At 56.9% G+C, this 13940-nt stretch carries 16 protein-coding genes and 1 pseudogene; 9 read left to right on the top strand and 8 right to left on the bottom strand.

Going from position 1 to position 13940, the window contains the following annotated elements:
- Positions 1 to 756 precede the first annotated feature (756 nt).
- The gene (locus tag ACEN8E_RS19535; protein ID WP_495589511.1) at positions 757 to 1413 is read left to right on the top strand and encodes a trypsin-like peptidase domain-containing protein; all 657 of its coding nucleotides are present in this window, start codon (positions 757 to 759) and stop codon (positions 1411 to 1413) included.
- 321 nt (positions 1414 to 1734) lie between these two features.
- Here the strand turns inward: ACEN8E_RS19535 and ACEN8E_RS19530 are convergent, their stop codons facing one another.
- Positions 1735 to 1941 (bottom strand): hypothetical protein, encoded by a 207-nt coding sequence (locus ACEN8E_RS19530; RefSeq protein ID WP_495589510.1) that lies wholly within the window; start codon positions 1939 to 1941, stop codon positions 1735 to 1737.
- 251 nt (positions 1942 to 2192) lie between these two features.
- On the opposite strand from ACEN8E_RS19530, the gene ACEN8E_RS19525 reads away from it, so the two are divergent.
- A complete protein-coding gene (locus tag ACEN8E_RS19525) occupies positions 2193 to 2387 on the top strand; it encodes a hypothetical protein (protein WP_007993363.1) in 195 nt (64 codons plus the stop codon).
- A gap of 75 nt (positions 2388 to 2462) precedes the next feature.
- Here the strand turns inward: ACEN8E_RS19525 and ACEN8E_RS19520 are convergent, their stop codons facing one another.
- Positions 2463 to 3215 carry a carbonic anhydrase gene (locus ACEN8E_RS19520; protein ID WP_495589509.1) on the bottom strand — a complete coding sequence of 251 codons (753 nt, stop codon included), beginning with the start codon at positions 3213 to 3215 and terminating at the stop codon, positions 2463 to 2465.
- 203 nt (positions 3216 to 3418) lie between these two features.
- On the opposite strand from ACEN8E_RS19520, the gene ACEN8E_RS19515 reads away from it, so the two are divergent.
- Positions 3419 to 3874, top strand: a complete 456-nt coding sequence (locus ACEN8E_RS19515) for a DUF2214 family protein (protein WP_495589508.1) — start codon at positions 3419 to 3421, stop codon at positions 3872 to 3874.
- Between the two features lie 185 nt (positions 3875 to 4059).
- Here the strand turns inward: ACEN8E_RS19515 and csrA are convergent, their stop codons facing one another.
- Complete coding sequence (gene csrA / locus ACEN8E_RS19510; protein WP_007975691.1) at positions 4060 to 4251, bottom strand: carbon storage regulator CsrA; 192 nt, start codon at positions 4249 to 4251, stop codon at positions 4060 to 4062.
- 250 nt (positions 4252 to 4501) lie between these two features.
- Between csrA and ACEN8E_RS19505 the strand changes: the two genes are divergently transcribed.
- Positions 4502 to 4867, top strand: a complete 366-nt coding sequence (locus ACEN8E_RS19505; protein WP_495589507.1) for an SPOR domain-containing protein — start codon at positions 4502 to 4504, stop codon at positions 4865 to 4867.
- An 86-nt stretch (positions 4868 to 4953) separates the two neighbouring features.
- On the opposite strand, the gene ACEN8E_RS19500 is transcribed toward ACEN8E_RS19505, so the two are convergent.
- The 5 genes and pseudogenes from ACEN8E_RS19500 to ACEN8E_RS19480 form a co-directional block, all read right to left on the bottom strand.
- Positions 4954 to 5643, bottom strand: coding sequence for an endonuclease (locus ACEN8E_RS19500; RefSeq protein WP_495589506.1), 690 nt, complete (start codon positions 5641 to 5643; stop codon positions 4954 to 4956).
- A 4-nt stretch (positions 5644 to 5647) separates the two neighbouring features.
- A complete protein-coding gene (locus ACEN8E_RS19495) occupies positions 5648 to 5863 on the bottom strand; it encodes a DUF1654 domain-containing protein (protein WP_495593357.1) in 216 nt (71 codons plus the stop codon).
- Positions 5821 to 6783 carry an IS110 family transposase gene (locus ACEN8E_RS19490; RefSeq protein WP_495589505.1) on the bottom strand — a complete coding sequence of 321 codons (963 nt, stop codon included), beginning with the start codon at positions 6781 to 6783 and terminating at the stop codon, positions 5821 to 5823. Before ACEN8E_RS19490 ends, ACEN8E_RS19495 begins: the two co-directional genes overlap by 43 nt.
- A gap of 202 nt (positions 6784 to 6985) precedes the next feature.
- Positions 6986 to 7087: pseudogene (locus tag ACEN8E_RS19485) on the bottom strand (DUF1654 domain-containing protein); the annotation flags it as partial.
- A 182-nt stretch (positions 7088 to 7269) separates the two neighbouring features.
- Positions 7270 to 8358, bottom strand: coding sequence for an asparaginase (locus ACEN8E_RS19480; RefSeq protein WP_495589504.1), 1089 nt, complete (start codon positions 8356 to 8358; stop codon positions 7270 to 7272).
- Between the two features lie 352 nt (positions 8359 to 8710).
- On the opposite strand from ACEN8E_RS19480, the gene ACEN8E_RS19475 reads away from it, so the two are divergent.
- From ACEN8E_RS19475 to ACEN8E_RS19455, 5 genes are all read left to right on the top strand, one after another.
- Positions 8711 to 9169: a hypothetical protein gene (locus ACEN8E_RS19475; RefSeq protein WP_495589503.1), complete on the top strand. Its 459-nt coding sequence runs from the start codon at positions 8711 to 8713 to the stop codon at positions 9167 to 9169.
- Positions 9170 to 9363: 194 nt separating this feature from the next.
- On the top strand, positions 9364 to 10320 hold the full coding sequence (locus tag ACEN8E_RS19470; protein ID WP_495589502.1) for a sugar ABC transporter substrate-binding protein: 957 nt from the start codon (positions 9364 to 9366) through the stop codon (positions 10318 to 10320).
- Between the two features lie 55 nt (positions 10321 to 10375).
- Positions 10376 to 11929: a sugar ABC transporter ATP-binding protein gene (locus tag ACEN8E_RS19465; protein ID WP_495589501.1), complete on the top strand. Its 1554-nt coding sequence runs from the start codon at positions 10376 to 10378 to the stop codon at positions 11927 to 11929.
- The gene (locus tag ACEN8E_RS19460; RefSeq protein ID WP_495589500.1) at positions 11926 to 12903 is read left to right on the top strand and encodes an ABC transporter permease; all 978 of its coding nucleotides are present in this window, start codon (positions 11926 to 11928) and stop codon (positions 12901 to 12903) included. The genes ACEN8E_RS19465 and ACEN8E_RS19460 overlap by 4 nt, the downstream gene beginning before the upstream one ends.
- A gap of 3 nt (positions 12904 to 12906) precedes the next feature.
- A complete protein-coding gene (locus tag ACEN8E_RS19455; RefSeq protein WP_495589499.1) occupies positions 12907 to 13926 on the top strand; it encodes a LacI family DNA-binding transcriptional regulator in 1020 nt (339 codons plus the stop codon).
- The last annotated feature ends 14 nt before the right edge of the window (positions 13927 to 13940 follow it).

Below are 13940 nucleotides of genomic sequence, written 5' to 3'. Positions count from 1 at the left end.
CGTCGCTAATCAGCAAACATTCTACTTTGTTGAGCGTCCAGGGTCGTGGTTTTGCCATGAGTGATTTGGGGGAGGGTGTTTTTTCAACAGGGCTTGGGATGTCGAAGGCGAGTGTTGATATTTCTTTATTTTCATTGTGATGGCGTTGTCCCTTTACTGCCGTTGGCTCATTGACCTGCTCGCACATATCGCTCCGAGCAGGATTTGACACTGAGAAAATCTTCACAAGAGGCTATCGGGATTCAAGCGCAATCGCGAATTAATTTCTAACGAGCCACCATTCACGCTGACCTGCCCGATTGAGCGATTGGTTCTCGTGTAAATGTTCTCGCCCTGGATAATTACTCCCTTTGGAGTTACCAGCAGGCTTGCTATGTATGTTCGAGCCACCAAGTAGCACTATTTCAGCAGATGAGCCGAGAGCAGCAACTGCTTGTGCCAAGCATCAGGCTTCTTGTCGCTCTTGTGGGTGACGGGTATTGCGATTGATTCAGGTGGGCGTCATAAACGATAGCTACTCTTGTTTTCTTGCTTCGTATTTAATGTTTTTCAGGCGCCAAATATTTGAATTTTTGCAGTTGTTCGAAAAGCGATTGACCTTAGCGCAATTTATTCATACGCGTCATTACAAGCTCAGCCATAAGTAAGGAAACGTCCAACTAGCACAAGTGGCGAGGAGTACTGCAACTCGACAAAAGTCAAAATGCTGACAACAAAAAAACAGTCACGCTCTCCCAATTAAGTCGGTGATATATCATGATCAAGATCATGGCCTACTTTTTAATTGGAGCTGTAACTGCAGGATGCAACGGCATCGTAAGGCCCGACTTTTCGGGGCCAACTAATGACTCATATTTTTCAGTCTATTCGGGCTTTCCTGCACCGTATCTATACATGGCCTCGGCCGTGCAATGGAACGAGGACTATGCCGTAACCACCCGCCACACTCCGTTCATCCCAAACGTGAAGTACAGCTGCAGCACAGGCTGCGATCTCGTCTTCATCCTGCACAAGGCCGGCGGCCACCACCCATCATGGCGCGCGCCGCGCGTGGGCGAGAGCATAACTGCCGTTGGGGCGAGTCCTTACCTCATGACCACTGCGGGGAAAGGCAAGGTGTATCAAACGCCTTTCGTCAATACCGATGAGCACAGCGGTGATCTCTATGCCATTCATGATGCCCCGCTGGTCAAGGGCATGTCGGGTGGGCCGGTCCTCGCCAGCGACGGCTGTATTGTCGGCATCAATATCGGTTTCTACTCAACCACTCTGAACGATGTGAGCAATCACCCCGGGGTAAAGGGGGCTGAGAGGATCAGCATCTTTATTCCTTACTCGATCATTCAGCGCGAGTGGGGGCTATTGCAGGCAAAACTGAACGATCCACATGGCGCGAAGTATGCCGTGAAGTAACTTTTAGCGATCAAACATTGAGTCATCGCGTCTGACAGAAAAAATCCGCTCTGCTGGCGGCCTGGAAGGGCTCACCGAAAGGTTTAATGCTGTTCAGTCAAGGATCCTGTAGGAGCAAGCTTGCTCCGGGCGGCGTTCCGACGATGGTCTCAAGCGCGCTGCGTTTAGTCAGTAAACACGCGGCATCGTTAACGACCATCGCGAGCAGGCTCGCTCCTACAGTAGCATCGGGCCTTCAAGGTGCGACGGTTGCTGAACCAATGCCGGGCAACCCGTGATGACCAGGTCAATCGTTAAGATCGTCGCCTGCCTCAGTAGCAGTCAGAGGGCAAAGGTCGCCGCAATGCCATGTTGGCCCTCCTGCGCTCCAGCGATCAGGTGCATTGGGATGTTCTGCTGTACTTCAATGGACGCTACCTCGAAGTTCCTTACGATCTGGAGGTGCCGCTCGCTCAGTTCGGTCGACTCTGCTGCCTTTTCCTTAGCCATTCTCGCGTGGTTCATTGCGATTTCGTTGAGCGTTGACACGTTACATCTCCCGGTGACTGACCAAGCGTATCGCTGGAGTCCTTAAGCATTGATTGAATGGCTGCGGCGTCAGAGTTATGTCGTTCCGGCGCTGCTAGGCGCGTACTTTGCAATCCTCAAGCCACGGATGCGAGTGATTTCTTCGCTGGATTTTCGCAGGCGACGAATGGCGGGCCACTGTGGGTGATAGCCCGGTTTATTTGCCATTCCGGCGTAAACTAGTAGTGCTGCCTCATTGAAAGGAGCCGCCCATGAACGCCGATCAAATCATCAAGCAGGCATCTGTGGACAAGACTGTTTGGGATCAATATTTCTGCGCTGCATTGATTGCCGAAAGCAATTTGACTGCCCCGGTTGTTGGCGGGGCTACTCATGAAGACAGGCAAAACCTGTTGATCGAGAGGGCCAAAACCCTTGCGGACAAAATGATGGAAAACCGAAGATAAACAGAGCCCAGCCACCGCGCTGGGCTCTTTGCATGCGGGGTTTTGCTCCGATGCGGGCGATGTGCGTACCGCGGTTCAGGCGATCAGCTCTACCTTGCCGCTCGCCAGGCGATAGACTCCTCCCACGATCTTCAGCATGCCCTTGCTCTGGGCATCGGTCAGCAAGGGCGATGCCTGTTTCAGGCTGTTGACAGAGTTTTTGACGTTCTGTGCGGTGGCGTTTTCCATCAAGCTCCCGGGTTGCTTCATCACTGTCTCGATAGCCGATTTGAGTGCATCAGTCAGTTTCGGGATGTGGCCTGGGAATACCGTATGATCCTTCACGGCCTTGATACCTGCCTCGATGGCGCCGCAGCTCTCATGCCCCAGTACGAGAATCAGCGGGGCGCCAAGTACGGCAACCCCGTATTCAAGACTGGCCAGGCCTTCCGGGGTCACGAAGTTGCCCGCGACGCGGATGGAGAAAAGATCGCCGCGCGCGGTGTCGAACGCGTATTCCGGGGCGATCCGCGAGTCAGAGCAACTCAGTACTGCCACGAACGGATTTTGACCGGATACCAGGGCCTCTCGCTCAGCCTTGAAATCATGCGTCGTGGAAGTACCGCTTATATAGCGTTCGTTGCCCTCCATCAGTCTTTTCAATGCCATATCGGGACTGATTACGTTTTGAGGTTTTGGTGGGGCTGTCGCTTTTTCGGCTGCCTGGATGATCTTGCCGGGCAGTGTGCCGGTCAGAAGCAGGGCGCCTGCGCTCAATCCGGCAAATTGAAGAAAACGACGACGGCCTGTTGTGTTTGAAGCAGAGCTTGAATCACATGATTTACACATGATTTTGTTTACTCAGTTCAATGAGTGAGAGTGAGTTGCTGTTGGGGGCTGGTACTGCCGCGAATGCTCGATACCAGCGCAGTGGAGTCTAGTTGGTCTGTCATATTGTGTTCAGGACATTGCCCACCGTTGCCGTGCAAGCAACCATTTCATGGGCTACTACTGACAGGCTCATACAACTTCGATCTGGCAGGAGCTTCTCGATGCTGACTCACTGGTTACTGGCGGCGGTTCATCTTCTGGCAGTTGCCCTGGGGTTTTGGGCGGTGCTGGTTCGAGGCAGCGCTTTTCGACGTTTGGCCGATGGGGCCGCGCAAGTGCGCAGTGTTCTGATAGCGGACAATGTCTGGGGTATTTCAGCTGTCGTCTTGCTGGTCAGCGGGGGGATGCGAGCCTTTGGCGGGTACGAGAAAGGCACGGACTATTACCTGCATCAGCCGCTGTTTCATCTGAAGATGACCCTGTTCGTACTGATCCTGTTGCTGGAAATTGCACCAATGGTGACCTTGATCAAATGGCGGATGGCACTGGGCCGTAAAGTGGCTGTCGATACTGGCCGTGCGAAGCTGTTTGCACGGATCAGTCATGTCCAGGCGCTATTGGTGTTGTTGATGGTGGTGGCGGCGACTGGCATGGCGCGTGGCGTGATGTTCGGTTAACCACAGAGCGAACGCGCCCTTCCTTGGTACAAACCAGAAAGATCTGACAGCCAGGGCGTTGAGCTTGTCGCTAGTATCGACCCCTGGAAGCGTGTGTGGGAAAACAAGCGGAAGCGAAGCGATGCTGAATCTTTAGCCAGCCGTGATTCCGGACTGAACGGGCTGGCTACTGACTGCAACAGAATTCAGGATTGCGGCTTTTCCGGGGCGGTCAGACCGGCCTGAATGCGCTGATAAATTTCTTCTCGATGCACTGCAACGTCCTTCGGGGCGTTGATGCCGATCCTGACTTGCTGGCCGCTTACGCCCAGAATGGTGATCGTAATGTCATCACCTATGTTTATGCTTTCACCGACTTTGCGGGTGAGTATCAGCATGGTCTTCTCCTTGATTGCTATGTGGGGCACCTGATTCGGACAGTGCAGAGGTCGGTGGTATGTATAGATTAGTGCGAAGTCTCACGGTTTGGGTGCCTCTTTCTGACGCGCAGATGCGACATTAATTCCCAAGGAGTAACTATACAGAGGCCGCAACCATCATTCTCGTAGTTTTGAGCCCATTTTACGGCACTCGTGAAGTATTCATGGATGTTAAAATCGCCGCTTTATGCATTTAGAGGGAAACGCCGTGCGCAAAATGGTTCTGGTAATCGCGATATTGGCGCTGGCGGGGTGCGGCGAGGGCAGCAGTGTGGATGCGCCGAAGCCCAAGCCGGCCATGGCTGCCGTACCCGCGCCGGTGTCCGGCCCGCAATGGGATCTTGAAGTGCGGGGTGAAACCCCTCAGGCGGTCAGCGATTTGAGTGGCTGGCTGATCGAGCACAGTTTCATGTCCAGCATCGTCAAGGACAATGGCAATACGCGAATCCTGATGGGGCCGTTCAATTCCAAAGCCGAGGCGCAAGCCAAGCAGGATGAAGTCCGTGCGGCGCTCACTCGCTCCAAGAAACAGAACATCGAATTGCTGATGCTCGAGCGTCCGGCTGCTCAATAACATTCTGTAGCGCAGACGTTGAAGAAACAAAAAAGGCCTCGGGTGTTCAGTTCCGAGGCCTTTTGTGTTTCAGGCGTAGTCTGGGTTCAGCCGCAGGCCTTCATGTCTACCGGGCCGACGAACTGGTTGCCGCGCCCCATGACGCACGCCACGCTCTGGTTGCGTTGGCGCTCCCAGGCCTGTACCGGATAGGTTTTGTCCCAGGCTTCGAACAGTTGCCGATCCTGTTTCGACAGACGCAAGCCATACTGGTTGCTCATATAAAAGTAGGTACGGGCGATCATGCCGCGAATTGACGGGCGGGGCATGACTTTCCTGGCCTTGAAGTCGATCTGGGTCAGGCAGGAACCATATTGTCCGGACTGCTCGGGCAGCCAGCCGTAACTGAAGTTGCTGCGATCGCCATTGACCTCGCCAATGCTGGGCACCAGGTTGTGCAAGTCAGCCTCGGCCTTTTGGTAAACCGGGTCGTGGCGGGTGCAGTTCTTGCGTCCGCCCTCTTGCCAGCACTGGCGTTGATGACCGATTTGCCAGGCCGGAACGATATGCTCCCATTCGATGCGGGATGCGCGTTTGGCATTTTTACGTGGCACATAACCGCAGGCGGCAAGGTTCACATGGTTGCCGGTGTACTTGCAGCCACAGTAAAACTCGGTGGATTGGGGCGCGTAGAGCTTCCATGCCACCTTTTTCGCTTCGGTGAAGGTGCGCGGAGCGTCGGCTTGCGCAGCCATGGCAAAAAACAGAAACAACAAAGCAAACCAGCGGACACTCATCGACTCAATCTTCCTTCGGTACAACCCAGAAAATCTGCACGCCGCCATCGTCGCGATAGGCGAGGGTGACGTTGTCGTTCTCGTCGATTTCTTCCAGCAAGCGTTCCCATTCGTCCACCGGCTCATCAGGAAGGCGGAAGATCAGCGCTGCCCTGGCCTTTTGTGCGGTGGGAGATTCTATGTTGCAGGGGAACCCTGCAGCCTTAAATTTGGCTGGTATTCGCTCTGATTTTTCATGAGGGCGAATGCCACCCGACAGAGCTTGCGGGCGAGGATGACCAGAGCCTGAGTTCTGGCCAGGCCTCTTGCCAAGTAAGACTCATAGAGCGGTTTCCAGACGGGAGACCGGCAAGCCGCCATTGCTGCATTGTGCGCAAGACGCCGCAGCTCCCCATCGCCTTTTTTGCTCAAGTGGCGCGGGCTGTGCTTCTTTCCTGAGTCCTTCGGCCTCAGGTCCATTCCCAAAAAGGCAATAAACGCATCGGCACTGGCGAATTGACCACGCATAAAAGTGGCTGCCAGACCCGTGGCCGTGAGCTCGCCAATCCCTTCAATCGCTTGGCAACGTCTGATGTTTTCGGTGATCCCGGCCTCTTGGCTGGCTTTGCGCAGCAATTTCTGAATAGCCTGATCAGTCTGTTTGAAGTGCTCCAGCTCTTGGGCCAGAAGGTCTTTGAGAAGGGGCTCACTCGACCAGCTCAGCATGATGCTAACCCGGGCTTTCATCAGTTCTGCACGTTTGTTGAGGAGGCTTTTCAACACGGTGTAGAGCTTCGGAGGTGGATTCCAGATGCGAAGCCGATCCTGCTCACTGGTCAGGTAACGTGCCAGCAAACGCGCATCACAGGGGTCGGTTTTTGCTCGCTGGCCAATGCTTTCGCGGTAGTGGCTCACCCGATAAGGGTCCACAACGTAAACTCGGTGCCCCATGCCATGGGCCAGTTCAGCGGTATCCAGGTGGTAGAGACTGGTGGCTTCCAAGGCAATCGAGCTTTGCGCCGGCAGGGATTTGAGCCAGCGCCCAATAGCTGTGCGATCGTTGTTGATGAACTGAGTGATTTTCAGATCTTCGCGGTAAACGACGATTTCTGCCTTGGCCACATCGACACCAACCACCGTTGGCGAGGTAAGGATTGTCATGACGAATCCTCGGAGCTAGGGTTTAAGTGCTTGTCGGGGTCTACCGTAGCGCTGGCTTGCCTCTATCGTCGGTATTAACCGATGAATTCCTTATCGGCGCTTTAGGTAGAAAGGGCGGAACGAGAAGTCTCCCACGGTCCGTACTGGCTAGAGTCGGAATCGAGCTTTTAGTCCCGCCCACCCCTTCAAGTCTAAACATACAAGAGTTGATGATTTTCTGAACGCGCAGACCCATGCGGACATAGGTGTCAGGAGGGGTAGAGGTGGTGTCCATGGGATTTTCCTTATTAAGCTGTACGTGCATACAGTATTTAACTGTAGGTCATTTCGCAACTGCTTAAAAATCAAGAAAATCCTCTGACAGCGGTTTGTTGCATTTGGCGTAAGGCGAAGGGAGATTTTTTGTCAGATCGAGTGGCAGCCACTCGCCAGGGCCGGCGAATGGCGCACGGGGTGCCCGACCGGATCCGGTCGGGCGAGGGCGAATCAGTATTCCCAGAACATCCGTTGCAGCTCTTTGCTGTCATTGGTTTTGGTCAACGCGACCATCGCCAGGATCCGGGCCTTTTGCGGGTTCAGATCGTGGGCCACGACCCAGTCGTATTTGTCGTCAGGCTGTTCGGCGTTGCGCAAGACGAAACCGCCGGCGTTGACATGGGAGGAGCGAATGATCTGCACGCCATCCTTGCGTAGGGCTTGCAGGGCGGGGACCACTCGCGACGATACCGAGCCATTGCCAGTGCCGGCGTGGATGATGGCTTTGGCGCCGGACTGAGCCAGGGCCTTGTAGGCGGTGTCGCTGACGTTGCCATAGGAATAGGCGATTTCGACGTCAGGCAGGCTCTTGATGGTCTTGATGTCGAATTCGGAATCCATGGTGTGACGCTTGGCCGGCAGGCGGAACCAGTAGGATTTGCCCTCTACCACCATGCCCAGAGGTCCCCAGGCGCTCTTGAACGCTTCGGTCTTGATGTTGATCATTTTGCTGACATCGCGACCCGACTGGATTTCATCGTTCATGGTCACCAGCACGCCTTTGCCCCGTGCATCTTTGCTGCCGGCCACGGCCACCGCGTTGTACAGGTTCAGCATGCCATCGGCGGACATCGCGGTGCCCGGGCGCATGGAACCCACGACAATGATCGGCTTGTCGGTTTTTTCCACCAGGTTCAGGAAGTATGCGGTTTCTTCCAGGGTGTCGGTGCCGTGGGTGATCACGATGCCATCGACGTCTTTGCTGTCGGCCAGCTCGGCTACGCGGCGACCCAGTTGCAGCAGGTTTTCGTTGGTGATGCTTTCGGAGGCGATTTGCATGACTTGTTCGCCGCGAACGTTGGCCAATTGGCTCAGTTCCGGAACGCCGGCGATCAATTGTTCGATGCCGACTTTAGCCGCTTGGTAGGTCGCGCTGTTGGCGGCGCTGGCGCCAGCGCCGGCAATGGTGCCGCCGGTGGCCAGGATCACCACGTTGGCCAGTTTCTGTCGGGTTTCGGCTTCTTTGGCCTGCAGGGCAGTGGGCAGAAGCAGCAAGAGGGCCAAGGCGCCCGGTACAAAGGTCTTGAGTGCAGATGTCATTATTTTTCTCTTCTAGTTGTGAGACGGTGCTGATGCAAGTTCATCTAGATGCGCCCCGGGCGAATCTGAACGCCGGGGGTACGGGGAGAAGAGCAGGATCTGTACCAGTAATACTTCGAATCGAAAAACACGCGTAACTTAATGATTTGTAATGGTATTGCGGTTTGTGTCCGATGTGATTCCAGGTCTGGATGTTCGGATTGCCGAACATGTCCGGCCTTTTACGTTCGGCTCTCCGAAACGGATGGCAGTCCTGTTTAAGACATCAATGCGTCAAATCGTCGTTAACGACTAAAGAAACGCGTGCGTCGGTCGATGCTCCTTCAAGGGATCTGTTTCTGAAGGAGTTCACATGTCGTTATCTATTGGCTTCCCTAACGCCGCGGGCATCACCATCGGGGGAAAGTCTGCGACGAGCATTCGGGCTTTGGGCGATGCGACAGAGGATGTGTCTGCTCAAGCGCTGGCGGCAAAGGAAGGCGGCGCCCAGGTCAAAACGGGCCGGCCAGGTCTGGGAAAAAGTGCTGGCGCACAGGCCGAAACGGAAACGAGCGATAACACCAGCGTTGCGGTGAAGGCCTTGCTTAAACGTCTGAAGGAGCTGCAGCAGCAATTGCGTGAGCAACAGCAGCAACTGGCGCAGGCCCAGGCGGCGTCCTATCCGACTCCGGAAGCCAGGACCAGCGCGGTAGCGGCCATTCAGGGGCAGGTTGCCGAAACCAACGGTGCCATCCTGCAAGTGAGCGCGAGTCTGATCAAGGAGCTGACCAAGGGTTCTGGCACGGGATCGGTGGTCAACACCACGGCGTGAGCTCAATGCCGCTTTTTTCGCTGAACATCTCTGAAAGCATTTTTCAGGTCGTTGACAAATAGCGGCAGGGTTCGCATAGTTTGCTTCACGCAAACGTTTGCGCGGCTCCAATGATGACTATTCATCGCCGTGGGTCGTGAAGCTTACGCCAGCGCAAGCGTTGCTCACAATAATCATAAGATCGGAGTGATCCCATGAAGCTGCCATTCGCTGGACGTCTTCTCGCTGTCGCTATGCTGGCCGCCACATCCGCTGCACTGCCTGTCTCTTCGGCTTTTGCCGAGACCGCTGAAAAACCGAAAGTCGCACTGGTCATGAAATCCCTGGCCAACGAGTTCTTCCTGACCATGGAGGACGGCGCCAAGGCCTACCAGAAGGATCACTCCGGCGAATTCGAGCTCATCTCCAACGGCATCAAGGATGAAACCGACACCGCAGGCCAGACGCGCATCGTCGAGCAAATGATCCTGGCCAAGGTCAATGCACTGGTGATTGCGCCGGCAGACTCCAAAGCCATGGTTCCGGTGATCAAGAAAGCCATCGATGCCGGCATCACCGTGATCAACATCGATAACCAGTTGGACCCCGTCGTCGTCAAAAGCAAAAACATCAACGTTCCGTTCGTAGGCCCGGACAACCGCAAGGGCGCACGACTGGTGGGCGATTACCTGGCCAAACAGCTGAAGGCCGGTGATGAAGTCGGCATCATCGAAGGTGTGTCCACCACCACCAATGCCCAGCAGCGCACCGCCGGTTTCAAGGATGCGATGGAGGCGGCGCAGATCAAGGTCGTGTCCCTGCAATCCGGTGACTGGGAGATCGACAAAGGCAACAAGGTGGCCGCGTCGATTCTCAGTGAGTACCCGCAAACCAAGGCCCTGTTGGCCGGCAACGACAGCATGGCGGTCGGTGCGGTGTCTGCGGTGCGCGCCGCTGGCAAGGCCGGCAAGGTGCAAGTGGTCGGCTACGACAACATCAACGCCATCCAGCCAATGCTCAAGGATGGTCGTGTGCTGGCCACGGCAGACCAGTTTGCGGCAAAACAGGCAGTGTTCGGCATCGAGACGGCATTGAAGATTCTCAAGGGCGACAAGGTCGATGGCGGCGCCAGTGGCGTGATCGAAACGCCGGTGGAACTGGTTACCAAGTAGCCTTCTGGCGACGCAACGGCGCTCGTCCAGCCGGACGGGCGCATGGAGAGTTTTTATGTCCGCTTGCGCCACGAACGCTGTCCTCTCGGTCAGCGGTATCGGCAAGACCTACGCCCAACCGGTTCTCGCCGGCATCGACCTGACGCTCATGCGCGGTGAAGTGCTGGCGTTGACCGGCGAGAACGGCGCAGGCAAAAGCACGCTTTCGAAGATTATTGGCGGGCTGGTCACGCCGACCAGCGGTCACATGCAGTTTCAAGGGCAAGACTATCGCCCGGGTAGCCGGACTCAGGCTGAGGAGCTGGGTATCCGCATGGTCATGCAGGAGCTCAATCTGCTGCCGACCTTGTCGGTGGCGGAAAACCTGTTTCTGCACAATCTGCCCAGCAAGGGCGGCTGGATCAGGCGCAAGCAGTTACGCAAGGTTGCCATCGAGGCCATGGCTCAGGTCGGACTCGATGCCATTGACCCGGACACGCTGGTCGGTGAACTGGGCATCGGCCACCAGCAAATGGTCGAGATCGCCCGCAACCTGATTGGTGATTGTCAGGTGCTGATTCTCGATGAGCCGACGGCGATGCTCACTGCGCGCGAAGTCGAAATGCTGTTCGAGCAGATCACCCGCCTGCAGGCTCGCGGCGTGTCGATCATCTACATCTCCCATCGCCTCGAAGAATTGGCGCGGGTCGCGCAGCGCATTGCCGTGCTGCGTGATGGCAACCTGGTCTGTGTCGAGCCGATGGCCAACTACAACAGCGAGCAACTGGTTACCTTGATGGTCGGGCGCGAGCTCGGCGAACACATCGATATGGGCGTGCGCAAGATCGGCGCTCCGGTGTTGACGGTCAAGGGCCTGTCTCGTGCCGACAAGGTGCGCGACGTGTCGTTCGAAGTCCGGGCCGGTGAGATTTTCGGCATTTCCGGTTTGATCGGCGCGGGGCGCACCGAGTTGCTGCGCCTGATCTTTGGTGCCGATATCGCCGACAGCGGCACGATCGCCCTGGGCGCGCCGGCGCAAGTCGTCAGCATCCGCTCGCCGGTGGATGCGGTCGGGCATGGCGTCGCGTTGATCACTGAGGATCGCAAGGGCGAAGGCCTTTTGTTGACGCAGTCGATAGGCGCCAATATCGCCTTGGGCAACATGCCCGGTATCTCCGGCGCGGGCTTTGTCGATAACGATAAGGAAAGCGCCCTGGCCCAGCGTCAGATTGACGCCATGCGCATTCGCAGCTCCGGCCCGGCACAGTTGGTGTCCGAGCTGTCCGGCGGCAATCAGCAGAAAGTCGTCATCGGTCGTTGGCTGGAGCGCGACTGCTCGGTGCTGCTGTTCGACGAGCCAACCCGGGGCATCGACGTCGGTGCCAAGTTCGATATCTACAACCTGCTCGGTGAGTTGACCCGCCAGGGCAAGGCGCTGGTGGTGGTGTCCAGCGACTTGCGCGAGCTGATGCTGATCTGTGACCGGATCGGTGTGCTGTCGGCAGGAAGCCTGATCGATACATTCGATCGCGACAGCTGGACCCAGGATGAGTTGCTTGCCGCGGCGTTCGCCGGCTACCAAAAACGTGATGCGCAGCTCAATGAAGCCGCGCCTAGGGATCTTCCATGAAAACCGCTTCTTCCGCCGGCATACTCAGTGGCAACTTCTACGGCCTGGGTACCTACCTGGGCCTGGCGGGTGCCTTGTTGGCGATGATCGTGCTGTTCTCGGTGCTGAGCAGTCATTTCCTCTCGTACGATACTTTCAGCACCCTGGCGAACCAGATTCCTGACTTGATGGTGCTGGCGGTCGGCATGACCTTCGTGTTGATCATCGGTGGCATCGACCTGTCCGTAGGCTCGGTGCTGGCGCTGGCGGCCTCGACCGTGAGCGTGGCGATTCTTGGCTGGGGCTGGGGCGTTCTGCCGGCGGCGCTGCTGGGCATGGCCGTCGCGGCGCTCGCCGGTACCATCACCGGTTCGATCACGGTGGCGTGGCGGATACCGTCATTCATCGTGTCCCTGGGCGTGCTGGAAATGGCTCGGGGGTTGGCGTATCAAATGACCGGATCGCGTACGGCCTACATCGGTGATGCGTTCGCCTGGTTGTCCAACCCGATCGCCTTCGGCATTTCGCCGTCGTTCATCATTGCGTTGCTGATCATTTTCATCGCGCAGGCCGTGTTGACCCGTACGGTTTTCGGTCGCTACCTGATCGGTATCGGCACCAACGAAGAGGCCGTGCGGCTGGCGGGGATCAATCCCAGGCCCTACAAAATCCTGGTCTTCAGCCTGATGGGGTTGCTGGCCGGTATTGCCGCGTTGTTCCAGATTTCTCGCCTGGAAGCCGCCGACCCGAATGCCGGCTCCGGGCTTGAGTTGCAGGTGATCGCAGCCGTGGTGATCGGCGGGACCAGCCTGATGGGTGGCCGCGGCTCGGTGATCAGCACGTTTTTTGGTGTCCTGATCATTTCCGTGCTGGCCGCGGGGCTGGCGCAGATCGGGGCAACCGAGCCGACCAAACGCATCATTACCGGCGCGGTGATTGTGGTGGCAGTTGTGCTGGACACTTATCGCAGTCAACGCGCAAGCCGGCGGACCTGAGTCATGGCGACTATCAAAGATGTGGCAGCCCTTGCGGGCATTTCCTACACCACGGTTTCCCATGTGGTGAACAAGACCCGCCCGGTCAGTGAAGAGGTGCGGATCAAGGTCGAGGCGGCGATCCAGACCCTCGACTACGTTCCCAGCGCCGTGGCCCGTTCACTCAAGGCCAAAACCACAGCGACCATCGGCCTGTTGGTCCCCAACAGCCTCAACCCGTATTTCGCCGAACTGGCCAGGGGGATCGAGGATTACTGCGAGCGAAACGGTTACTGCGTCATCCTGTGCAACTCCGACGACAATCCGGACAAGCAGCGCAACTACCTGCGTGTGCTGCTGGAAAAACGCATCGATGGTCTGATTGTCGCCTCGGCCGGTGGCGACAGCGGCCTGGCACAAGGCCTGAAAGGCGTGCGCACACCGATGGTGATCGTCGACCGTGGACTGGACGGTGTCGATGCGGACCTGGTGCGCATCGACCATGAATACGGCGCGTACCTGGCGACCCGGTACCTGCTGGAGTTGGGGCATCGGGATATCGCCACGATCAGCGGGCCGGAAAACACCAGTGTCGCGCAGATGCGTCTGGCAGGTTATTGCCGGGCCTTGAGAGAGGCGGGCGTCGAAGCCTCTCCCAGGCGCATGCTGCAAAGCGATTTCACCAGCACTGGTGGCTACAGCGCTGCCGCGGTTTTGCTGGAAAGCAATCCGCCCAGCGCCATTTTTGCCGCCAACGACATGATCGGCATCGGCGTGCTGCGGGCCGCCGCCGAGCGCAATATTCGCGTACCGAGTGAGTTGTCGGTGATCGGCTTCGACGATATCCAGATGAGTCGGTACGTCTACCCGTCATTGACCACAGTCGGGCAATCGATCCTGCAACTCGGCGAAATGGCCGCCGAAGTGCTTTTGCGGCGAATCGCCACGCCGGACCTGATGACCGATCAGCGGATCGTGACGCCGAGTATTGTCATACGTGAATCGACTGCGCCGCTGGCCGGGGTGTTTGACCAGTTCCGTTGAAAACAGAAAGCCGT

Source organism: Pseudomonas sp. Pseusp9 (assembly GCF_059491265.1).
Note: the sequence above shows the minus strand (reverse complement) of the source record. Positions and strands in the feature narration are given on the sequence as shown.